Source organism: Niveispirillum sp. FG148, assembly GCF_057809655.1.
The window spans coordinates 44,406-66,005 of the sequence record NZ_JBMDKJ010000031.1; the positions used below are offsets into that span (position 1 = coordinate 44,406).

General features: G+C 66.8%; 16 protein-coding genes. 15 read left to right on the top strand and 1 reads right to left on the bottom strand.

What is annotated here, in order from left to right; translation table 11 throughout:
* The first annotated feature begins 342 nt into the window (after window positions 1-342).
* Window positions 343-3,045 (top strand): winged helix-turn-helix domain-containing protein, encoded by a 2,703-nt coding sequence (locus tag ACODTW_RS23510; RefSeq protein WP_488948562.1) that lies wholly within the window; start codon window positions 343-345, stop codon window positions 3,043-3,045.
* Here the strand turns inward: ACODTW_RS23510 and ACODTW_RS23515 are convergent.
* A complete protein-coding gene (locus tag ACODTW_RS23515; RefSeq protein WP_488948563.1) occupies window positions 3,037-3,909 on the bottom strand; it encodes an AraC family transcriptional regulator in 873 nt (290 codons plus the stop codon). The two genes, ACODTW_RS23510 and ACODTW_RS23515, sit on opposite strands and share 9 nt — an antisense overlap.
* 143 nt (window positions 3,910-4,052) lie before the next feature.
* Between ACODTW_RS23515 and ACODTW_RS23520 the strand changes: the two genes are divergently transcribed.
* From ACODTW_RS23520 to ACODTW_RS23585, 14 genes are all read left to right on the top strand, one after another.
* The gene (locus tag ACODTW_RS23520) at window positions 4,053-5,414 is read left to right on the top strand and encodes an aromatic ring-hydroxylating oxygenase subunit alpha (RefSeq protein ID WP_488948564.1); all 1,362 of its coding nucleotides are present in this window, start codon (window positions 4,053-4,055) and stop codon (window positions 5,412-5,414) included.
* Window positions 5,401-5,922, top strand: coding sequence for a 3-phenylpropionate/cinnamic acid dioxygenase subunit beta (locus ACODTW_RS23525; RefSeq protein ID WP_488948565.1), 522 nt, complete (start codon window positions 5,401-5,403; stop codon window positions 5,920-5,922). Before ACODTW_RS23520 ends, ACODTW_RS23525 begins: the two co-directional genes overlap by 14 nt.
* 122 nt (window positions 5,923-6,044) lie before the next feature.
* Window positions 6,045-6,860, top strand: a complete 816-nt coding sequence (hcaB, locus tag ACODTW_RS23530) for a 3-(cis-5,6-dihydroxycyclohexa-1,3-dien-1-yl)propanoate dehydrogenase (RefSeq protein WP_488948566.1) — start codon at window positions 6,045-6,047, stop codon at window positions 6,858-6,860.
* Window positions 6,857-7,753: a VOC family protein gene (locus tag ACODTW_RS23535; protein ID WP_488948567.1), complete on the top strand. Its 897-nt coding sequence runs from the start codon at window positions 6,857-6,859 to the stop codon at window positions 7,751-7,753. The genes hcaB and ACODTW_RS23535 overlap by 4 nt, the downstream gene beginning before the upstream one ends.
* 270 nt (window positions 7,754-8,023) lie before the next feature.
* A complete protein-coding gene (locus ACODTW_RS23540) occupies window positions 8,024-8,866 on the top strand; it encodes an alpha/beta fold hydrolase (RefSeq protein ID WP_488948568.1) in 843 nt (280 codons plus the stop codon).
* Entirely contained in the window at window positions 8,859-9,185 is a 327-nt protein-coding gene (locus ACODTW_RS23545; protein ID WP_488948569.1) for a bifunctional 3-phenylpropionate/cinnamic acid dioxygenase ferredoxin subunit, read from the top strand. The genes ACODTW_RS23540 and ACODTW_RS23545 overlap by 8 nt, the downstream gene beginning before the upstream one ends.
* On the top strand, window positions 9,182-10,723 hold the full coding sequence (locus ACODTW_RS23550) for an AMP-binding protein (protein ID WP_488948570.1): 1,542 nt from the start codon (window positions 9,182-9,184) through the stop codon (window positions 10,721-10,723). The genes ACODTW_RS23545 and ACODTW_RS23550 overlap by 4 nt, the downstream gene beginning before the upstream one ends.
* 236 nt (window positions 10,724-10,959) lie before the next feature.
* Window positions 10,960-13,305: a TonB-dependent receptor gene (locus ACODTW_RS23555; protein ID WP_488948571.1), complete on the top strand. Its 2,346-nt coding sequence runs from the start codon at window positions 10,960-10,962 to the stop codon at window positions 13,303-13,305.
* Between the two features lie 212 nt (window positions 13,306-13,517).
* Window positions 13,518-14,741 carry an NAD(P)/FAD-dependent oxidoreductase gene (locus tag ACODTW_RS23560; protein WP_488948572.1) on the top strand — a complete coding sequence of 408 codons (1,224 nt, stop codon included), beginning with the start codon at window positions 13,518-13,520 and terminating at the stop codon, window positions 14,739-14,741.
* A 10-nt stretch (window positions 14,742-14,751) separates the two neighbouring features.
* Window positions 14,752-15,537, top strand: a complete 786-nt coding sequence (locus tag ACODTW_RS23565; RefSeq protein ID WP_488948573.1) for a fumarylacetoacetate hydrolase family protein — start codon at window positions 14,752-14,754, stop codon at window positions 15,535-15,537.
* A gap of 11 nt (window positions 15,538-15,548) precedes the next feature.
* A complete protein-coding gene (locus ACODTW_RS23570) occupies window positions 15,549-16,733 on the top strand; it encodes an acetyl-CoA C-acyltransferase (RefSeq protein WP_488948574.1) in 1,185 nt (394 codons plus the stop codon).
* A gap of 307 nt (window positions 16,734-17,040) precedes the next feature.
* Entirely contained in the window at window positions 17,041-19,125 is a 2,085-nt protein-coding gene (locus ACODTW_RS23575; protein ID WP_488948575.1) for a hydantoinase/oxoprolinase family protein, read from the top strand.
* A 3-nt stretch (window positions 19,126-19,128) separates the two neighbouring features.
* Entirely contained in the window at window positions 19,129-20,796 is a 1,668-nt protein-coding gene (locus tag ACODTW_RS23580; protein ID WP_488948576.1) for a hydantoinase B/oxoprolinase family protein, read from the top strand.
* The gene (locus tag ACODTW_RS23585; RefSeq protein ID WP_488948577.1) at window positions 20,793-21,545 is read left to right on the top strand and encodes an avidin/streptavidin family protein; all 753 of its coding nucleotides are present in this window, start codon (window positions 20,793-20,795) and stop codon (window positions 21,543-21,545) included. Before ACODTW_RS23580 ends, ACODTW_RS23585 begins: the two co-directional genes overlap by 4 nt.
* Window positions 21,546-21,600 lie beyond the last annotated feature (55 nt).

Sequence of the window (21,600 nt, forward strand, 5' to 3'; positions counted from 1 at the left end):
GCGCTTCCGTCTTTGTTTCGGCGATGAAGGATGATCCCCCGCGTCTGGGCGGCCGGCAATCCGGTGCGGCGGGTAAAGGCACCTTCCTACCCGCCTCGATGTCGCACCCTACCCGTGGCCGGGCATGGCGGGGCAGACGGCACATGGCAAAAATGTTACCAGCGGATAATATCAACGGTCATCAATGATGGCCGTTGATACGGCAGCGACCGCCGCCGCGCCGCACATGCGGCGTAGCCAAGCCAGCGGATGCTGGCGCCGGCGATTGAGGGGCGGGAAAGATTGACCATCGGTCAAGATTTCCCGCCGATGGTATAAGTGCAATCCCCGCGGCCGAGGCCCATGGACCCGATCCACGATATCCACCTGATCGCCAAGCTGACGCCACCGCGTCAGATGGTGGCATTGGTGGAACGGCCGGAACTGGCTGCCGTGGCCGAGGGGCTGGCGGCGCGCGCCCTGACCCTGGTGCGCACGCCCGCCGGGTACGGCAAGACCACGCTGTTGACCCAATGGTGGGACGGGCTGGCGGGTGACGGGCTGCACCGCGCCTGGTTGACGCTGGAGGCAGAGGACAAGGACCCCCACGCCTTCTTGGCCGGCATTGTGGCGGCCCTGCGCCATGCCGGGCTGGAGGTGGGGGAGGTGGTGGCCAATGCCCAGCGCACCATGCGCGACCTGCCGGCCAGTTTCGTGCTGCGCATGCTGCTGCGCGATCTGGAGGCGGCGGAACGGCCTGTGCTGCTGATGCTGGATGATTATCATCTGGTAGAAAGCAGCGACAATGACGCGCTGATGGGCTTCATCCTGCGCAACCGGCCGGCGCATCTGCACCTTGTCGTGGCCATGCGCTCCCGCCCCGGCTTTCCCATTTCGTCGCTGCGGCTGGCCGGCACGCTGGCGGAGGTGACGGAAGCGGCCCTGCGCTTCACGCCGGCCCAGATGCAGGCCTATTTCGCCGGCCGCCTGTCGCCCGACGATGTGGCCCATCTGGTGGAAAGGACGGAAGGCTGGCCCGTGGCGGTACAGCTGGTGCGGCTGTGGTTGGACCAGCAGGGCGACGTGGCGCAATGGGTGCGCGGCTTCACCGGGTCGCGCGATGAAATGGCGGCCTATATCGCTGAACAGGTGGTGGCGGGCCTGCCCGACCATCTGCGCGATTTCCTGGCCGCCACCTCCATCCTGGAACGGGTCAATGGCGATCTGGCCGATGCCGTCTGCGGCACGCGCGACGGCTGGGCCCTGCTGGACGAGCTGGCGCGGCGCAATTCCCTGATCTTCCCCCTGGACCGGGAAGGGCACTGGTTCCGCTATCACCAGCTTCTGCGCGAATTCCTGTCGGGCTGGCTGCGCCGACAGCCGGGCGGGCGCATTGCCACCCTGCATGCCAAGGCCTCGCGCTGGTACGAGGCGCGGGGGCAGCTGGTGGATGCCGTGCGCCATGCCGCCTTGGCCGACGATATGGACCGCGTCGTCGCCCTGATCAGCGGCATTGACTGCATGCTGGTGCTGCTGTCGCGGGGCGCGCATGTGGTGGATGCCATCCTGTCGCATGTGCCGCCGGCCGTGGCGGCCGGCGCCCCGCGCATCCAGGTGGCCCAGGCCCTGCGCGCGGCCAAGCGCGGGCAGCTGGCCGAGGCGCGCGCCCTGTCGGACGCCATCCGCGCCCATCATCACAGCGATCCCGACCATCCCCACCCTGTCGATGCCGACCTGCTGGTCATGGATGGGCTGCTGGCGGCCTATCAGGACAATCTGATGCCGCGCGACCGGCTGGAAGCGCTGGAAAGGCTGGGCGTGCGGCTGAACAGCGGCGATTATTACCAGGGCTTCGTCAACAACATCCTGTGCATCATGCATTACCGGCAGGGCGAGGTGGCCTTTGCCGGGGCCACGGCGGCCACGGCCGACCAGCATTTCCAGAAGGTCAATTCCAGCTACGGCCGCATCTTCATCGCCATCCATCAGGGCTTTTTCTTCATCGAACGGCTGCGGCTGGAAGCCGCCGCCCAAGCGCTGGACCGGGCGCAGTCGCTGGCCAATGCCGATATCCCCGATGACCGCCGCCTGCATTCCATCATCCAGGTGCTGCGCGCCTGCCTGCATGCCGAGCGCGGGGAACGGGAGCCGGCGGACGAGCTGATCCTGGACGGTCTGCGCGGAGTGGAGGAAGGCGAAGGCTGGGTGGAGATGTTCGCCACCGGCTATCGCACGGCCGCCGGCCTGGCCTTTGCCCGGGCGGGGCTGGAGCCGGCGCTGGCCATCCTGGACCGAGGCGAGGGCGTGGCGCAGACCCGTGACCTGCCGCGCCTGTCGGCCCTGCTGCTGGGCCTGCGCATCGACCTGCTGCGCCGGGCGGGCCGGGTGGCGGATGCGCGCATTCTGGTCGGCCGCACGGGCTTTGCCCTGTCTGGCGCCCATTGCGCCAAGCCGGAACTGATCCAGCGGCTGGAGCGGACCGAGGTCGGCCTGACGCTGGCGGCGCTGTCACTGGCCGAAGGGGCGGCGGAAGACGCGCTGGCCCTGCTGGACCCGCTGGAGGAACCGGCGCGGGCCGGCGGCTTTGATCGCGGCGTGGCCCGCATCCAGCTGCTGCGCGCCCTGGCGCTGGAGGCGCTTGACCGGCTGGACGATGCCGTGCCCGACCTGCGACAGTTGCTGGCCATGACGCGGGAGGAAGGGGCGACGCAGATCTTCGTCGATCAGGGCCCTTCCGTCATCCAGCTGCTGCGCCATCTGGTGGCGCGGGTGGGGGCGGCCGGTCTGGCGCGCGCCAATCTGGACTGGATCGCGCAATTGCTGGTGGCGCTTGGCGACCGCGATGGGACGGGGGATCAGGGGGCGTCGGCCATGCTGCTGACCCCGCGGGAGCGGGAAATCCTGTCCGCCCTGGCCGAAGGCGGGTCCAACAAGATCATCGCCCGGCGCCTGTCCATGACCGACAATGCCGTGAAATTCCACCTGAAGAACATTTTCCGCAAACTGGGCGCCAATGACCGCAAGCTGGCCCTGGCGATTGCGGAACGGCAGGGGCTTTTAAGCTGAGCGTCCCGCGGCTGCCTGTCGCCAGCGGCCGGGGCTGATGCCGAAATGGTTGGCGAAGGCGCGGCAGAACGCGGCCTCCGTCGTATAGCCGATGCGCTCGGCAATGCGTTTCAGCGGCACGTCCGGCTGCTGCAGCATTTCTGTCGCCATACCCATGCGCAGCCGCGTCAGGCTGTGCAGCGGCGGCTCCCCGATCAGTTCCCGGAAGCGGATGGCAAAGGCCGTGCGCGACATGCCGGCCGCCGCCGCCAGCCGTTCCACCGTCCAGTGCGCCGCCGGTGCGCGCTGGAACGCGCCAAGCGCCCGCCACAGCCGCTGATCGACCAAGGCAGACGGCAGGGTGGCGCGGATATCGTCGGCCGTCACCACCTGATGGCGGACCAGGGTCACCAGGATCAGCTCCGCCAGACGCTGCAGCACGCCTTCCTGGTCGACCAGGGCGCCATCGCCCGCCAGCTCATCCTCCACGAAATCCACCAGTGCCCGGATGCGGGCCGCCGTCGGCCCCGGATCTTCCGGCGTCACATGGATATGGTGGGTAAAGGAACTGAGCAGCACATTGGACGCCAGCGGCACATGCGCCGTCAGCACCATCAGCGCCTTGTCGGCCTGCGGATCATAGACATCCAGTTCGGTGAAACGGCGCACGGTGCCGCGCCGTCCCGTCGCTTCCCGCATCTCGAACCCTGAACGGCTGTCGCCGCCGAACACCTCGCCCGCGCGCACGGTGACGGGCGGGTCGTCGCCGCGCCGGATCACCATGGTCCCGTGCCGGACATAGAAGAACCAGCTCCAGTCGCGCGGCTCCGCCTTCAGCACCTCACCTTCTTCCAGATCGATGCTGCCGAAGCGGACCCCGTCCATGCGTGGCTCGGGCAACCGTTCGGGCGGTGCCATTTTGAACGATCTGCTAATTCTTTTCATGTCCAAACCAATGCCGCGCCGAAGAGTTTGCGGCATTCTAGAACCCATACAGACACCTGCAAGAAAAATGATCGGGAGGAAAGATGAGCGCGAAAGCCCCAGAGGCGGCGCGCGACCTCGTCGCGCGGGTATTTGATGAACAGGCCGGTAAAATCCAGGGTCGCGCCTATACAGACCCGGATATTTATGCGCTGGAGCTTGAAACAATCTTCAAGCGCTGCTGGCTGTTTCTTGCCCATGAATCACAGATACCGGGACCGGGCGATTTCCTGTCCACTTATATGGGCGAGGACCCGGTCGTTGTGGTCCGCCAGAAGGATGGGTCGGTCAAGGCCTTCCTGAACCAGTGCCGCCATCGCGGCATGCGCCTGTGCCGGTCCGATATCGGGTCCAAGGCCAAGAACTTCACCTGCGTCTACCATGGCTGGGTCTATGGGCTGGGCGGTGAACTGGTCGGCGTGCCCTTGGAAGAACCGGCCTATGGCAAGGTGGACAAGGCCGAATGGGGGGCGCGGCCCGTGGGCCGCATCGCCCGCTACAAAGGCCTGATCTTCGGCAACTGGGACGCCGATGCGCCCGATTTCGAGGAATATCTGGGTGATGCCGCCTTTTATCTGGATGTGCTGCTGGACCGGTCGGCGGCCGGTACGCTGGCCATCGGCGGCATCCATAAATGGGTGATCCCCTGCAACTGGAAATTCGCGGCCGAACAGTTCGCATCCGACATGTACCACGCGCCGGTGGCGCACCTGTCGGTGTCGATGTCGGTGAAGCCCGTGGTGGAAGAGGAACAGGTGGATTTCGGCCATGATGGCCGGCAGTTCCGCTCTGACCGCGGCCATGGCACCGGCTTCTTCGTCGGGCCGGGCCGGCGTCAGCTGCTGGGGTCCTTCGTGGGACCGGAAGTGGCCCGCTATATGTCGGAGGAAGGCAAGGATCAGGCCGTGGCCCGTCTGGGCTTTGAGCGGGGCGAGTATATGCACGCCCAGCACATGACATTGTTCCCCAATTTCTCCTTCCTGCCCACGGCCAACACCGTCCGCGTCTGGCACCCCAAGGGCCCGAACGAGATCGAGGTCTGGGCCTGGACGCTGGTGGAGGCCGACGCCTCGGACGAGGTGAAGGAAGCCTACCGCGTCGGCGGCCTGCGCTCCTTCAGTGCGGCCGGCATCTTCGAGCAGGAGGATGGCGAGAACTGGGTGGAAATCCAGCGCGTGCTGAAGGGTTCGGCCGCCCAGGACACCTGGTTCCATGTCGGCATGGGCCAGGGCAAGTCGCGCAACGACGACCCGCAATTCCCCGGCAAGGTGGGCTGGGTCTATTCCGAAGAAGCGGCCCGCGGCTTCTATGCCCATTGGCAGAAGCTGCTGACCCACCCCACCGATCCGATCGTTCCCCAGGCTGAAGGCACCTGCACGGGAGGGTCCTGCCATGCCGCTGAATGAAGCGACCCTGCTGCGCCAGCACGCGGTGGAACAGTTCTACTATGCCGAGGCCGAACTGCTGGACGACCGCCGTTACGACGAATGGTTCGCCCTGATGGAGGAGGATATCCGCTATTTCATGCCCATGCGGTTCAACCGCGGCCGGCGTGAGATGCACCTGGAATTCTCCGACGACAAGCAGTCGGCCTATTATGACGAGGACAAGGAAAGCATGCTGTTGCGCCAGCGCAAGCTGGCCTGCGGCACCAACTGGGCCGAGGACCCGCCATCGCGCACCCGCCACCTGATCAGCAATGTGCGCATTGCCGACGGGGCCGTGCCGGGCGAGCTGGCGGTGAAGTCGGCCTTCCTGGTCTATCGCAACCGGCTGGAACGCCAGACGGAGATCTTCGCGGGCGAGCGCCAGGATGTGCTGCGCCAGAAGGATGGCGGCTTCCGCATCGCGCGGCGCACCATCCTGCTGGATCAGGCCACGTTGCTGACCAGCAGCCTCAGCATCTTCTTCTGACGTTGGGCGCGTAGGTCGCGGGTGAGGCAAAGCCGAACCCCGACAAGCGACGGTGCCAGAGCGTCGGGGTTCGCATCCGCTCACCCACGACCTACGCTCGCCCCCAACAGGGACAAACCAACATGGGACGTCTGCAAGGGCAGGTCGCCCTGGTCACCGGCGGGGCCGGGGGGCTGGGGCGGGGTGTCGTGGAACGGTTCATCGCTGAAGGCGCGCGTTGCGTCGTACTGGACCGGTCGGCGGCCGGGCTGGCGGCGCTGGAACAGGGTTTCGGTGACAAGGTGGCGACCATCCAGGGCGATGTGCGCGCGGCGGAGGTCAATGACCGGGCCGTGGCCCTGGCGCTGGAACGGTTCGGCCAGCTGGATTGCTTTATTGGCAATGCCGGGCTGTGGGACTTCAACTGGCCGCTTGTTTCATTGTGCGGTGCCGAACTGGCCGCCGGCTTTGACGAGCTTTTCGGCGTGAATGTCCTGGGCTATCTGCAAGGGGCGCGTGCATCTGCTGCTGCGTTGCAGCAAAGCAAGGGCAGCATGATCTTCACCCTGTCCAATGCCGCCCATCTGCCCAATGGCGGCGGTGTTCTCTACACCGCCTCTAAACATGCGGGCGTGGGCCTGGTCCGGCAACTTGCCTATGAATTGGCGCCCAATATTCGCGTCAATGCCGTGGCGCCGGGCGGGATTTTGACTGGCCTGACCGGGCCGGCCAGCCTGGGTCTGAACGATCGGGATATCAAATCGATCGGATTCGAGGCTGTGGCCGACCGCATCGTGCCGCTGGGCTTCATCCCCACGGTTGAACAATACGTCCCCGCTTATGTGTTCCTGGCCGCGCGCGAGGAGAACGTGCCGGCCACCGGCATGGTCCTGAACTATGACGGCGGCCTGGCCATCCGCGGGTTCATGAGCCCCAACGGGCAGGAGGTTCCGCAATGACCCGACTTCACGACAATGCCGTCGGTGCCCTGGGCTATCTGGGCTTCGGCGTCTCCTCCCAGACCGCCTGGGCCGACCATGCCGTCCTGCTGGGCCTGATGCCGGCGGCCCAGGGGCCGGACGGTTCCACCCGCTACCGCATCGATGACCATGCCTGGCGTTTTGCGCTGCATGATGATCCCAGCGACGATTTTCTGTATGCGGGCTTCGAATGCGGCAACGCAGCACATTTTGATGCCGTTGTGCAGCGCATCGAAGCGGCCGGCATCGCCATCACCCGTGACCCGGCCCTGGCCGCCACACGCGGCGTCATGGAACTGGCGCGCTGTGTCGATCCCAACGGCCTGGCGATTGAGCTTTATTACGGCCCCTGGCTGGTGCCGGAGGTGCCGTTCCAGTCGCCGCAGCCGCTGTCTGGCTTTGTCACCGGCGATCAGGGGCTGGGCCATATCATCGTGAACACCGCCGATGTGGCGGCCACGACGCAGTTCTACATGGCTGTGCTGGGCATGCGCATGTCCGACCGCATCATGTTCGAAGCGGCGCCGGGCATCGTCATTCCGCTGCATTTCCTGCATTGCAACAACCGCCACCACACGATCGCCATCGCTCCCGCCATGCCGGGGGCCAAGCGTATCCACCATGTCATGCTGGAAGTGCCCGGCATCGATGATGTGGGTCTGGCCATCGACCGCGCCATGAAGGCGGGCGTGGAGATCACGGCCACGCTGGGGCGCCATTCCAACGACCGCATGCTGTCCTTCTATGTCCGCACGCCGTCCGGCTTCGAGGTCGAATATGGCTGCGAGGGGATCGCGGTCGGCGGGCCCGACTGGTCGGTCGGCACCCATTCCGCCATCAGCGTCTGGGGCCATCACCGCGCCCGCATCTGACCGTCACCGGGACTGCCATGAACATGTTTCCCATCATCAAGGCGATCGTCCTTAAGCGCCGACCTGCCCCATTGCCCCTCCCTGCCTCCCCCGCGAAAGCGGGGGTCCAGGGGCCAAGGGTATCAACGCGGGGTTCCAGGTGGCCCCTGGATCCTCGCTTTCGCGGGGAAAGCACGTTGTTTCAACTGCTTAAGTTGGCGCTCCAGGCGTCCACCGGGATGACGGGAGAATTGCGCAATAGCAGGCCGTATCTTGCAAAGGGTTACTGACATGACCGATCAAACCATCGGCACGGGCCATTTCGTCGATGTCGACGGCATCCGCACCTTCTATCACGAAGCGGGCGAAGGCTTTCCCATCGTCCTGATCCACGGGGCCGGCCCCGGCGCTTCGGGCCTGTCCAACTGGTCGCGCAACATCCAGGCGCTGGCGAAGCATTTTCGCGTGCTGACCATCGACCTGCCGGGCTTCGGCCAGTCGGATAAGCTGCCCATCCCCGACAAGTTCTTCGAATTTTACGGCCTGCATGTGGGCAAGTTCCTGGACGCGCTCGGCATCGACAAGGCGCACATGGTCGGCAATTCGTTGGGCGGCGGCACCTCCATGATGCTGGCCCTGCGCCGGCCCGACAAGGTGGGCAAGATGGTGCTGATGGGTTCCGGCGGCGGCTATCCCGTCACCACCATCATGCCGACCACGGGCCTGAAGATGCTGGCCGGCTTCTATCTGCCGCCCGGCCCCTCGGCAGAGCGGATGGGGGCCTTCATCCGCGAGATGATCTATGACCAGAGCATCGATATCGAACCGCTGGTGGCCGAACGGTTGAAGGCCGCGACGCGGCCCGAAGTGGTGGCCTGCCCGCCCATCGCCGTGCGCAATGGCCGCCCGCCGCAGCCCGACGATGTCTGGCGCGAACGGCTGGACCTGCTGCCGCACAAGACGCTGATCGTCTGGGGTCGCGACGACCGGGTGATGCCGCTGGACAGCGCCTTCATCCTGCTGAAGCAGATCCCGGAGGCGCGCCTGCATGTCTTCCCCAAATGCGGCCATTGGGCCCAGTGGGAAAAGGCGGACGAGTTCAATCCCCTGGTGACGGAGTTCCTGAATGGCTGAGACCAAGCGCCTGGTTTCCGCCGGATCTGCCGCGACCTTGCCGCCGGGGGAGTTGCGGCGCGTCTGCGGCGAACCGCCGGTCACCGTCTATAATGTCGGTGGCAGCTTCTATGCCACCGACGATTGGTGCAGCCATGACAAGGCCTCGCTGGCCGATGGCTGGCTGGAAGGCGACACGATCGAGTGTCCCTGGCACATGGCGAAGTTCTGCGTGCGCACGGGCAAGGCGCTGACGGCACCCGCCCGCACCGATATCCGCACCTTCCCGGTTCTGGTGGAGGGGGGCGAACTGTTCGTCGATCTGGGGGATGCCGCATGATCCCCATCCACCGCCGCCTGGACTGGTTCGCCCGCTGCCATCCCCATGCCGTCGCCCTGATCGACGGCATGGGGGAGGTGGATTTCAAGGCGGCCGGCCATCTGGTCGGCCGGCTGGCGGCGGGGTTCGTTGCGGCCGGGCTGAAGCCCGGCGACCGCGTCGTCATCCTGTCCGCCAACCGGCGGGAAGGGCTGCTGGGCTTCATGGCGGCGGCGGCGGCGGGCATGGTGCTGACGCCGCTGAATACCCGGCTGGCCCCGCGGGAGATTGCGGAGATCGCGGCCGATGCCGACCCGTCCCTGGTGCTTGCCGACAGCGCCGGGGCGGATATGTTCGACGCGGTGCCCGGATCGGTTTCCTGCCCGCGCATCTGCCTGGACGGGCCGCGCCCCGGCTGGGTCGATATGGCCGACTGGCTGCGCGCGTCCGAACCTGTCACCGCGCCCGACCGGGACTGGGACCCCAATCATCCGCTGTTCCAGATGTATACCAGTGGCACCACGGGCCGCCCCAGCGGCATCCTGATCAGCCATGGCGCCTGGGCCGCGCAGATCGAACAGTTCTTCCATACCCAGCCCTATCGGCCGGGGGAGGGGGTGTTGATCGTGACGCCCCTGTTCCATATCGCCGCCACCATCACGGCCAGCGCCGCGCTGTTGGCGGGTGCCCGTGTTGAACTGCCGCCGCGCTTCAATGTGGGGGAGGTGTTCGACCTGCTGGTGGAGGGTCGCGTGGCCGGAACCATGCTGGTGCCGGCCATGATCGGGCAATTGCTGCTGGAAGCCGCCGCGCGCGGCGTGACCTGGGTGGAAGGCGTGCGCCGCATCTGCTACGGCGCGTCCCCCATTCCTGAGGGCATGCTGCGCGAGGCGCTGTCGCTGTTCGGCTGCGAATTCATCCAGGGCTACGGCCTGACGGAAACGGCCGGCATCTCCACCACCCTGAACCCGGCCGACCATATGGCGGCCCTGGCAGGGCGGGGGGAGCTGCTGCGCTCCGCCGGGCGGCCCATCATGGGCGTGTCGGTGCGCATCGCCCGCCTGGACGGGTCCATCGCCGATGACGGAGAGGTGGGAGAGGTCCAGATCAAGGGCCCCAACCTGTTCCTGGGCTATTGGCGCAACCCGGAAAAGACAGCAACCGCCTGGACGCCCGATGGCTGGTTCCGCACCGGCGATGCCGGCCGCATCGATGCCGACGGGTATCTCTACATCGTCGACCGCATCAAGGAGATGGTCATTTCCGGCGGGGAAAACGTCTTCCCGCAGGAGGTGGAGCGGGTGCTGGCCGAGCTGCCGGACGTGCGCGAATGCGCCGTCTTCGGCATTCCCGACGCCAAATGGGGCGAAGTGGTGGGGGCGGCCGTCGTCACCCGCCCCGGCCACAGCTTCGACGAGGCGGCGGCGCGGGCCCATGCCACGGCCCGGCTGGCCCGGTTCAAATGCCCGTCCCGCTATCTGGTCCTGGACGATTTCCCGCGCAACGCCACGGGGAAAATCCTGCGCAAGGCCCTGACAGAGGCCGCGCGGCGAAGTTGAGTGAACATGTAATGCCAGGTTGTGGTGAGTGGAACTCATCGCAACCTGGTTGGTGCGTTGAGCGCCCGCGCGCCCATGCGCGCGTAAGCCAAGCCGCCGGATGGCGGCGCCCGGCGCATGAGGGCTGCATGGATCAGGACCGCAGGTTCTGATCCATGCAGATACGTATAAACCGGCGGCCGGGGGGTTGCCGGGTGACCGACCATAAACAGAACAAGGTCAAAGGAAGGAACGCCATGAGAAGGAATAGTTTCGGGTATTGCAGCAGTGCCCTGGCCCTGTCGGCCGTCGCCTTCGCCGCCCTGCCGGTCCTGGCTGCCGATCAGTCCGCCCCGTTGCAGCTTGAAGAAATCATCGTCACGGCCAACCGCCGGGCGGAAAACCTGCAGACCGTGCCCGTGTCCATCGCGGCCCTGGGCGCCGACGCGCTGGAAACCAAGGGCGTCAACAGTGCCGCCGCCCTGTCCGGCATGATGCCGAACGTGCGCGTGAACTCCCCCTTCTCCGAAACCCAGCCGAACTTCACCATCCGCGGCGTCGGCGTGGCCAACGAATTCAACCCCAACGCCCAGTCGCCCATCGGCGTCTATTTCGATGAAGCCTATCAGGGCTTCCGCGCCAGCCATGGCGCGGCCCTGTACGATCTGGAACGGATCGAGGTGCTGAAGGGCCCGCAGGGCACCCTCTATGGCCGCAACACCACGGGTGGCGCCATCAACCTGATCACCCGCCGCCCGGAACTGGGCGATGACAAGGGCTATCTGACGGCCGGCATCGGCAATTACGGCCGCTTCACCCTGACCGGTGCCGCCGAGGCGACGCTGGTGGAGGATGAGCTGGGGGCCCGCATCGCCTTCACCCGCCTGAAGCGCGACGGCTATATCAAGAACGTCACCCAGCGCTATGGCGCCACCAACAAGCTGGTGGGGACCGACGATTTCGACAGCGATGACAGCATGGCCGGCCGTCTGTCCATCCGGGCCAAGCCCAATGACGTCATCGACCTGACGCTGCGCGGCTACCTCTCGCACAATGAACCGGTGGGCTCCACGGGCGTCATCAAGCAGTTGAACCCGACCGGCGCCGATATCACGGGCCGCGTCCTGACCGGCATTGGCAAGCGGGAATCGGCCGCGACCAACCAGGGCAAGTTCGTCTCCAACGCCCGCGGCCTGAACCTGAAGGCCGATATCACCTTGGACAAGCTCTCCATCTCATCCGTCACCGGCTATGACACGGGCGACCTTTACCAGCCGTTCGATTTCGACGGTTCGCCCAGCGCCATCGGCGAGTGGCGGCCCAACGCCGCCAATTTCAATTCCCTTGGCCAGGATGTCCACGCCACCTATGACGCCGACAAGTTCAGCCTGATCGGCGGTCTCTATGCCGGCTGGCAGCAGGTGAAGGTTTCCAACAATTACCAGTATGTCGGCTTCCTGTCGGCCTTTGCCGGTCCGGGCAAGTTCAATCCCGGCGGCAATTTCTATCCGCCCACGCAGGTGCCGCCGACAGCCATCGACGCGCATCAGGAACTGGCCCAGGCCCAGGCCACCTATGCCGCCTATGCCGAAGCGGTGATCGATCTGACCGACAGCACCAAGCTGACGCTCGGCGGCCGCCTGACGCATGAAGCGGTGAAGCTGACCGATTACAGCTCCTTCCTGCGCGACAGTTCGGGCACGCCGTTCCTTTATACCTATGCGTCCAAGGGCGCGCCGGTCCTGCCGGGTCTGCCCGTGCTGGTCGCTGCCGATCCTTCGATCAAGGAAAGCGTGACCAAGCCCACGGGCCGCGTGGTGCTGAGCCAGGATGTCGGCGACCAGGGCATGGTCTATGGCAGCTATTCCCGCGGCTATCGCTCCGGGTCCTTCAACGGCCAGTCCATCGTGCCCGTGCCCAACTTCGTGAAGCCGGAGGAAGTGGACGCGTTCGAAGGCGGTTATAAGGGCCGTTTCCTGGACAATGCCCTGCAATTCAACGCCGCCCTGTTCTACAACGATTACAAGGGCCAGCAGGTGCAGGAGATCCAGAACGGCGTCGCCTATCTGCGCTCGCTCGACGGCCGCATGTACGGGTTCGAACTGGAGGCGACGGCCTTCCTGTCGTCCGACGTGCGTATCCAGGCGGCGCTCGGTTACCTGAACACCCGCTACAAGGACGGGCAGTATCTGGCACCGGGCGATGCGGCGGCCAAGGACCCGCGCGGCATCGCGCTGGGCGGCAATGCCTTCCCGTTTGCGCCCAAATGGACGGCGTCCCTGTCGCCGGAAGTGGTGCTGGCCCAGATCGGCGATGGCAACCTGATCGCCAATGCCGATGTGCAATACGCATCGCGACAGTATTTCGACATGTTCAACGACCGTCAGGCCGCCGGCCCCATCCGTAACGGCCAGGGTGCCTATACGCTGGTCGATGCCCGCCTGCGCTATGACAGCGACAACCTGACCATCGCCATCTGGGGCAAGAACCTGTTCAACAAGTACTATTATAGCTACGGGCTGAACATCGAGAGCTTCGCCTTCGACTTCTTCACCCCCGGCGCCCCGCGCACCTTCGGGGTGGAGGCGACGGTCCGGTTCTGATCAGTGGGGGGCAGACACGGCTCCCCCACTCGCTCCTTCCCGTCATCCCGGCGAAAGCCGGGACCCAGGGGCCACAGGATCAAACCTCGTCGCTGCGTCGATCAAAGCTGCTGAAAGGTCGGGCGCTTGGCCCCTGGGTCCCGGCTTTCGCCGGGATGACGGAAGGAAGGGGCGATCCACCGTCACTCCCCCAACCCCCACAGGAATTCCCCATGGCGGATGCGTTGAACGACCGCATCATCATTCTGGGCGCCGGGCAGGCCGGTGCGCGTGTGGCCGAGGCGCTGCGCGATGCCGGCCACAAGGGCACCATCACCCTGGTGGGGGCCGAGCTGTCGCCCCCCTATGAACGGCCGCAGCTTTCCAAGGAAATGCTGCTGGACCCCACCCGCGAGCCTGTGCCCATGAAGTCCCCGGCGGAATGGGTGGCGGCCGACATAAGGCTGCTGACCGGCATGGCGGCCACCGGCATCAACGCCCTGACCCGGCAGGTGACGCTGGCCGGCGGGCAGGTCCTGTCCTATGACCGGCTGGTCTTCGCCACGGGCACCCGCCCGCGCCGGCTGCCGGGCCTGGAAGGCGGGCCGGTGCCGGTCCAGTATCTGCGCAGTGTGGAAGATGCCCGCACCCTGCGGGCCCGGCTGCGGCACGGGTTCCGCCTGCTGGTGCTGGGCGGCGGGGTCATCGGGCTGGAGGTGGCGGCCGCCGCCATCCGCCAGGGCTGCGCCGTCGATCTGGTGGAAGCGGCACCATCCCTCTTGTCCCGCGCCGTGCCGGCCCCCGTGTCCGACCGTCTGGCCGATCGCCACCGGGCCGAAGGCGTTCGGCTGCATCCGGGCCGGCAGGTGGACCGGGCCGTGGATGGTGGCGTGCGGCTGGATAATGGCGATTTCATCGCCTGCGACCTGATCCTGGTCGGTATCGGCGTCGATCCCTGCATCGATCTGGCCATACCGCTGGGCATCGGCACGGCCGAAGGCATCCGCGTCGACGCCTATGGCTTCACCTCGCTGTCCGGCATCTTTGCCGTGGGCGATGTGGCCAGCCAGTGGAGCGCCTGGCACGGCCGCTGGCTGCGGGTGGAGACCTGGGCCAATGCCCAGAACCAGGCCATTGCTACCGCCCGCGCCATGCTGGGCCTGGGCGGCCCCTATCAGGACGCGCCCTGGTTCTGGTCCGACCAGTATGACCTGAACCTGCAGGCCTGCGGCGATGCCACGCGCGGCGACATGGTGCTGCGCGGCGACCCGGCCGGGGCCTTTTCCACCATCCATCTGGTTGATGGCCGCATCAATGGCGCCAGCAGCCTGAACGCGCCCGGCGATATGGCGGCGCTGCGCCGGCTGGTCAATGCGCGGGCGTCCCTTGCCGTGGCCGATCTGGCCGATCCCGGCTTCAACCTGCGCCGCGCCGTCACCGCCCTGCCCAAGAATTAAGGATAGAGGCATGTCCGACATCATCCGCCAGATCGCCGATAATCTGTTCCGGGCCGAACAGACCCGCACCCCCATCCCGCCCGTGCGCGACCGGCTGCCGGCCGGCGATGTGGACGCCGCCTATGCGGTGCAGCGTCTGAACACCGACCGCGCGCTGGCCGCCGGCCGGCGGCTGGTGGGGCGCAAGATCGGCCTGACCTCTCCCGCCGTGCAGAAGCAGTTGGGCGTGGACCAGCCCGATTACGGTATGCTGTTCGCCGATATGGCGCGCGCCGATGCCGAACCCATCCCCCTGTCTGACGTCCTACAGCCCAAGGCGGAGGCCGAGATTGCCTTTGTCCTGGACCGTGACCTGACGCCGGAGCTGCCGACCATGGCCGACCTGCTGCGCGCCATCGGCTTCGCGCTGCCGGCGATCGAGGTGGTGGGATCGCGCATTGCCGGCTGGGATATCCGCATCACCGATACCATCGCCGACAATGCCTCGTCCGGCCTTTATGTGCTGGGTTCGCGGCCCGTGCGGCTGGAAAGCTTCGATCCGGTCGCCTGCCGCATGCGCATGCAGCGTGGGGATCAGGAAGTGTCCAGCGGCCAGGGTTCGGCCTGCCTGGGCTCGCCGCTTACCGCCTCGCTCTGGCTGGCGCGGGTGATGGCGCGGGCGGGATCGCCGCTGCGGGCCGGGGACACCATCCTGTCCGGTGCGCTCGGCCCCATGGTGGCGGCCGGCGCCGGGGACGCGTTCGAGGTGGAAATTGAAGGGCTGGGCCAGGTGCGGACCTGGTTCACGGGTGAATAAGGGGATTTGGAATGCGCGATGCTGTCATTGTTTCCACCGCCCGCACGCCCATCGGCCGGGCCTATCGCGGGGCCTTCAACGACACCCAGGGCCAGGCCCTGGCCGCCCATGCCGTCGCCCATGCCGTGGCGCGGGCCGGGGTGGAGGCGGCGGAGGTGGAGGATGTGATCCTGGGCTGTGCCCTGCCGCAGGGGTCCACGGGCGGCAATATCGCGCGCCAGTCGGCGCTGCTGGCGGGGCTGCCGGTGACTGCCTCGGGACTGGTGGTGGTGCGCGAATGCAGTTCGGGGCTGCAGGCGTTGGCGACCGCCACCCAGCGCGTGATCGTGGACCGGGTGCCGGTCGCCATCGGCGGCGGGGTGGAAAGCGTCAGTCTGGTGCAGAATAACAAGCTGAACCTGTACCGGGCCGAAGACCCGGCTGTGCGCGCCATCGCGCCCGCCATCTATATGCCCATGCTGGACACGGCGGAGGTGGTGGCGCGGCGCTATGGCATCGGCCGCGACGCGCAGGACGATTATGCCGTGGAAAGCCAGCGCCGCACGGCCGACGCCCAGGCGGCCGGCCGCTTCGATGCGGAAATCGTGCCCATGGAAGCGCGCATGGCCGTGCTGGACAAGGCGACGGGGGAGATCAGCCACCGCGACATCCTGCTGTCGAAGGATGAGGGCAACCGGCCGGGCACGGTACTCGCCGACCTGTCCGCGCTCAAGCCCGTGCGCGGTCCCGACGCCGTGATTACGGCCGGCAATGCCAGTCAATTGTCCGACGGGGCCAGCGCCTGTGTGGTCATGGATGCCAGGCTGGCCGAACAGCGCGGCCTGACCCCGCTGGGGGCGCTGCGCGGGCTGGCCGTGGCGGGGTGCGAGCCGGACGAGATGGGCATCGGCCCCGTCTTCGCCGTCCCGCGCCTGCTGGCCCGCCACGGGCTGAAGATCGACGATATCGGCCTGTGGGAACTGAACGAGGCATTCGCGGTGCAGGTGCTGTACTGCCGCGACCGGCTGGGCATCGACCCCGCCCGCCTGAATGTCGATGGCGGCGCCATCTCCATCGGCCATCCCTATGGGATGAGCGGTTCGCGCATGGCCGGCCATCTGCTGATCGAGGGCAAGCGCCGCGGCGTGAAATGGGGCGTGGTCACCATGTGCGTGGGCGGCGGCATGGGGGCGGCGGGGTTGTTTGAGATTTTCTGAGGGAGGTGGGGGACGTTCCGTGTCCCCCCGTCATCCCGGCGGAAGCCGGGACCCAGCGTGAGGCGCGGTCAGCGCCGATATGAATCATGTCGCGGCTGACGCCGCTCTGCGCCTGGGTCCCGGCTTTCGCCGGGATGACGGGAAGGGGTGACGGAAAGAACGCCCGAAACCCTCATCCCGGCGGAGGATGACGCCCATCCACCCACCTACCCATCAAACCCCCCGCCCATACCCGCCTCGCCTTCTTCACCTTCCACGCCGCCGGCCCCACCCTGTGATCCAAGCACTTGATGACAGGGTGGCACCGATGAGCGCGTATCTGCGCGTCGCCAGCGATGTTGGCGGCACCTTTACCGATCTGGTCTATTGCAGCGTCGACCCGGAAACGGGCAAGCCGGGGCCGGTCTTCACGGCCAAGGCCGACACCACCCCGCCGGATTTCGAACAGGGCGTGATGAATGCCCTGTCCAAGGCGGGCGTCGATCCGGCTGCCATGGGTTTCTTTGCCCATGGCTCCACCGTCGTCATCAACACCCTGACCGAACGCAAGGGTGTGAAGACGGGGCTGATCACGACGAAGGGCTTCCGCGATGTGCTGGAAATCGCGCGCGGCAACCGGCCCGACCTGTTCAATTTCAATTTCCGCAAGCCGCCCCCCTTTGTCGATCGGCATCTGCGGCTGGAGATCGACGAGCGGGTGGACCATAAGGGCCATCTGGTCCGCCCGCCCGACCTGTCGGCGCTGGACCCGATCCTGGCGCATTTCAAGGCGGAGGGTGTGCAGGCCATCGCCATTTCCTTCCTGCACGCCTATCTGAACCCCGCGAACGAGGCGATGGTGGCCGAACGCGTGCGGGCGCAGATGCCGGGCGTGTCGGTGCTGGCCAGTCACGAGATCAGCCGCGAATGGCGCGAATATGAACGGACCAGCACCGTGGTCCTGTCGGCTTACGTCCACCCCATCGCCGACCGCTATATCGGCAAGTTGCAGGGCGGGCTGGCGGAAAGGGGCTTCACGGCCAAGCCCTATATCATGCAGTCCAATGGCGGCATCGCCACGGTGGACGCCATCCGCCGCAACCCCATCACCATGGTGGAATCCGGCCCCGCCAGCGGCATTTTCGCCGCAGCCTATCTGGGAAAGCGCATCGGGGAACCGAACCTGATCGTGCTGGATATTGGCGGGACCACGGCCAAATGCACCCTGATCGAAGGGGGCGAGGTCAAGGTCGGCACCGAATATCATATCGAACGCACCCGCACCCATCCGGGATATCCCATCCAGACGCCCGTGTCGGAGATTGTGGAGATCGGCAATGGCGGTGGCTCCATCGCCTGGGTCGATGCCGGGGGCAAGCTGCATGTCGGCCCGCAATCGGCCGGGGCCCGGCCCGGTCCCGCCGCCTATGGCCGCGGGGGGACCAAGCCCACGACAACGGATGCCAACCTGCTGCTGGGCCGCATCGACCCCGCCTGTTTCGTGGGTGGGGAGCGGGAGCCGGACTGGGCGTCCGTCCATGCCGCCTTTGACCCCGTGGCTGAACAGTTGGGCATCGGCCGGCAGGATCTGGCGCGCGGTATCATCCGCATCGCCAATGCCAACATGACCAACGCCCTGCGGCTGGTGTCCACCAACCGTGGCCATGATCCGCGCGATTATGCGCTGATGGCCTTTGGCGGCGGCGGGGCCATGCATGCCGTGGCGCTGGCGGCCGAACTGGGCGTGCCGCGCGTCATCGTGCCGGTCAATTCGTCGGTCTTTTCCTCCTGGGGCATGCTGCTGACGGATCTGCGCCGCGATTATCTGCAAACGGCACTGACCCCGCTGACGGCGGACGCCGGGCCGGCGGTGGCGGTGCGCTTTGCGGAGCTGCGGGAACGGGCGCTGGTGGATTTCAGGGCGGACGGGGTGGAGGCGGCCACGCCCGCCTTCGAATACCTCGCCGACATGCGCTATGCCGGGCAGGAACACACGGTCAAGGTGGCGCTCACCCCCACGGCCGATGGCGGCTTCGACCTGACGACCGCCGCAGATGCTTTCCATGCCGCACACGAGAAGCGCTTCACCTATCGCCTGGAAAACGCCATCCAGCTGGTGAATTTCCATCTGGTCGCCCGCATCCCCGTGCCCAAGCCCGACCTGCCGGAAAAGCCGGTGACCGGGGCCGATGTGGCGACCACGCGCATCGGCACGCGCCGCGTGGATTTCGACCAGCACGGCATCCATGACGCCGTCATCCACGATGGTCTGGCCCTGGAACCGGGGATGGAAGTGGCCGGCCCCGCCATTGTCCAGGAACCCTCCGTGACCCTGGTGGTGCCGCCCGGCGCCCATGTGACCATCGACAAGATCGGCAATTACCACGTCCATCTGCCCCGGAAGGAGGCGTGATCCATGGAACGCGATCCGTTCACCCTGGAGATCATCAAGAACGCTTTGGTCGCGCTTGGCGACGAGATGTTCAACGCCATGATCCGCACCTCCATGAGCCCGATCATCTATGAAACGACGGATTTCGCCGTCGGCGCCACGGATGCAAAGGGCAATCTGCTGGCCCAGGGCAATGGCGTCACGGGCTTCCTGGCCACGCTGGACACGGCCGTGCAAAGCCTGCTGACCCATTACACCGCCGAGGAGATCGAGCCCGGCGATGTGTTCATCACCAATACCCCGTATGAGGGCGGGGGCACGCACCTGTCGGACGTGTCGATCCTGTGCCCCGTCTTCCATGACGGAACCCTGATCGCCTGGACCGTCAACAAGGCGCATTGGACAGAGGTGGGCGGGGCCGTGCCCGGCAGTGCGTCCACCAGTTCCACCGACATTTTCCAGGAAGGGCTGCATTTCCGCTTCCTGAAACTGTATGAGGGCGGGCGGCTGAACAAGGCGCTGGTCGGCATCATCCGCGCCAATGTCCGCCTGCCCGACAGCACGTTGGGCGACATGCATGCCGGTGTGGCCGCGGCCCGCGTCGGCGCCAACCGCATCCTGGAAATGATCGGCAAATATGGGCGCGGGCCCGTGCTGTCGGCCATGGATGATCTGCTGGACTATGGCGAGCGTATGGTCCGGGCCGAACTGGCCAAGCTGCCGGCGGGCGTGTACGCGGCCGAGGATGTGATCGAGGAGGATGGGCTGGGCAACGGCCCCTTCACCATCAAGGTCACGGTCACCATCGGCGATGGCCGCATGGTCGCCGATTTCACGGGCACCAGCCCGCAGGCCAGGGGCCCCATCAATACCAGCTTGGCGGGCTTGGTCACGGCTGCGCGCTGCGCCTTCAAGGCCGTGACCGACCCGGCCATTCCGGCCAATGGCGGCTGTTTCAGGGCGCTGGAGATCATCTGTCCCCCCGGCACCATCGTCACGGCGCAAAGCCCGGCGCCGGTGTCGATCTATTATGAGACCATGATCGCCGCCATCGAGGTGATGTGGCGGGCCCTGATGCCCGTGGTGCCGGGCAAGCTGCCCGTGGGCCATGCACGGTCGGTGGGCGCCACCTTCATTTCCGGTCTGCTGCCCGACACTGGCGAACTGTTCGTGATGGGCGAACCGCTGTTGGGCGGCTGGGGTGCCTCGGCCGGACTGGACGGCGATAACGGGCAATTCTGCTGCGGCAATGGGGAGACCTACAATATCCCCATCGAACTGGCCGAAAGCCGCTACGGGTTCGAGATCGACCAGTACGCCTTCCACAATGAACCGGGCGGCGAAGGGCGCTGGCGCGGCGGCAAGGGCGTGGTGCTGGATTACCGCATCACGGCGGCAGAGGCCCTGCTCACCTTCTCCGCCACCCGCACCAAGTCCCGGCCCTGGGGGGCCGAAGGCGGGGGCGAGGGGTCGTGCAACCGGGTGGAGATCCTGCGCAACGATGGCTCTGTGGAGATCCATTCCATGGTCACCGCCCTGCCCGTGAAGCGGGGGGAGACCGTGCGGCTCTACACTGCCACGGGCGGCGGCTATGGCCCCGCCACCGACCGCCCGCGCGACGCCGTGCTGGCCGACCTGAAAAACGGCTATATCACCGCCGATCAGGCCGCCCTGTATGGCGTTGCGCCATGACCTTGTCGGGCGTCTGGACCAACGAGTATGGCTCCCGCATGGAACTGTGGCTGGGGGCGGATGGCACCCTCCAGGGCCGCTATGCGTCCACCACGGGATCGACGGGGGAATATCGGGTCAGCGGCCATGCCGGGCCGGTGGAGGCGGGGCCGAAGGCGGGGCAGCCCGTGGCCCTGGCCATTTCCTGGCATTCCATCGTGGCCGGAGAGGCCGACCCCAGCTGGGACTGGTGTTCGGCCCTGTCAGGGCAGGTCAGCCTGCGGGCCGGCGGACCGGAACTGGTGCTGACCCACGCCCTGGTCGCCAGCAGCGCCTTTCCCGGACTGGCCGAAGCCGGCACCCATATCGACCGCCTGACCTATCGCCGCATTGGCGAGGCCGGGCCGGTGCCGGCGGTGGATCAGGGGCCATTCGGAGATATTGCCAGCCCCCTTTTCGGCCCCTGGCAGGATGGGGAAGGGGGCGTCATGACCCTGCGCCTGGGTTCTGCGACCGGGTTCGACCACATCACCGGCAGCCTGCGCCGGGCGGGGGTGGAGCGGCCCCTGACCGGCTTTGCCGGCCGAGGCGCGGCACGGTCGCTGGCGGTTACGGCCCGATTGCCCGACGGGTCGGTGACGGCGCTGGCCGGCACCCTGCCGTCGGGCGGCACCGTCCTGCCCCTGATCGAGCTTGCCAGCCACGCCACGGCACCCGACAGCACCTATCTGCAGACCGTTATCCATGCTCGGCGGTTCATGCCGGGCTAGGGGAGATTGAGCCTGTCCGGTTGAGGTGAAAGCGGACCGGCTCTCACTCCCGTCG

Coding starts and splice junctions, on each gene's coding strand:
- ACODTW_RS23535 (WP_488948567.1), top strand. CDS start 6,857: ATGACCCGACTTCACGACAATGCCGTCGGTGCCCTGGGCTATCTGGGC.
- ACODTW_RS23545 (WP_488948569.1), top strand. CDS start 8,859: ATGGCTGAGACCAAGCGCCTGGTTTCCGCCGGATCTGCCGCGACCTTG.
- ACODTW_RS23580 (WP_488948576.1), top strand. CDS start 19,129: ATGGAACGCGATCCGTTCACCCTGGAGATCATCAAGAACGCTTTGGTC.
- ACODTW_RS23550 (WP_488948570.1), top strand. CDS start 9,182: ATGATCCCCATCCACCGCCGCCTGGACTGGTTCGCCCGCTGCCATCCC.
- ACODTW_RS23525 (WP_488948565.1), top strand. CDS start 5,401: ATGCCGCTGAATGAAGCGACCCTGCTGCGCCAGCACGCGGTGGAACAG.
- ACODTW_RS23520 (WP_488948564.1), top strand. CDS start 4,053: ATGAGCGCGAAAGCCCCAGAGGCGGCGCGCGACCTCGTCGCGCGGGTA.
- ACODTW_RS23510 (WP_488948562.1), top strand. CDS start 343: ATGGACCCGATCCACGATATCCACCTGATCGCCAAGCTGACGCCACCG.
- ACODTW_RS23560 (WP_488948572.1), top strand. CDS start 13,518: ATGGCGGATGCGTTGAACGACCGCATCATCATTCTGGGCGCCGGGCAG.
- ACODTW_RS23515 (WP_488948563.1), bottom strand. CDS start 3,909: ATGGACGGGGTCCGCTTCGGCAGCATCGATCTGGAAGAAGGTGAGGTG.
- ACODTW_RS23540 (WP_488948568.1), top strand. CDS start 8,024: ATGACCGATCAAACCATCGGCACGGGCCATTTCGTCGATGTCGACGGC.
- ACODTW_RS23565 (WP_488948573.1), top strand. CDS start 14,752: ATGTCCGACATCATCCGCCAGATCGCCGATAATCTGTTCCGGGCCGAA.
- hcaB (WP_488948566.1), top strand. CDS start 6,045: ATGGGACGTCTGCAAGGGCAGGTCGCCCTGGTCACCGGCGGGGCCGGG.
- ACODTW_RS23555 (WP_488948571.1), top strand. CDS start 10,960: ATGAGAAGGAATAGTTTCGGGTATTGCAGCAGTGCCCTGGCCCTGTCG.
- ACODTW_RS23585 (WP_488948577.1), top strand. CDS start 20,793: ATGACCTTGTCGGGCGTCTGGACCAACGAGTATGGCTCCCGCATGGAA.
- ACODTW_RS23575 (WP_488948575.1), top strand. CDS start 17,041: ATGAGCGCGTATCTGCGCGTCGCCAGCGATGTTGGCGGCACCTTTACC.
- ACODTW_RS23570 (WP_488948574.1), top strand. CDS start 15,549: ATGCGCGATGCTGTCATTGTTTCCACCGCCCGCACGCCCATCGGCCGG.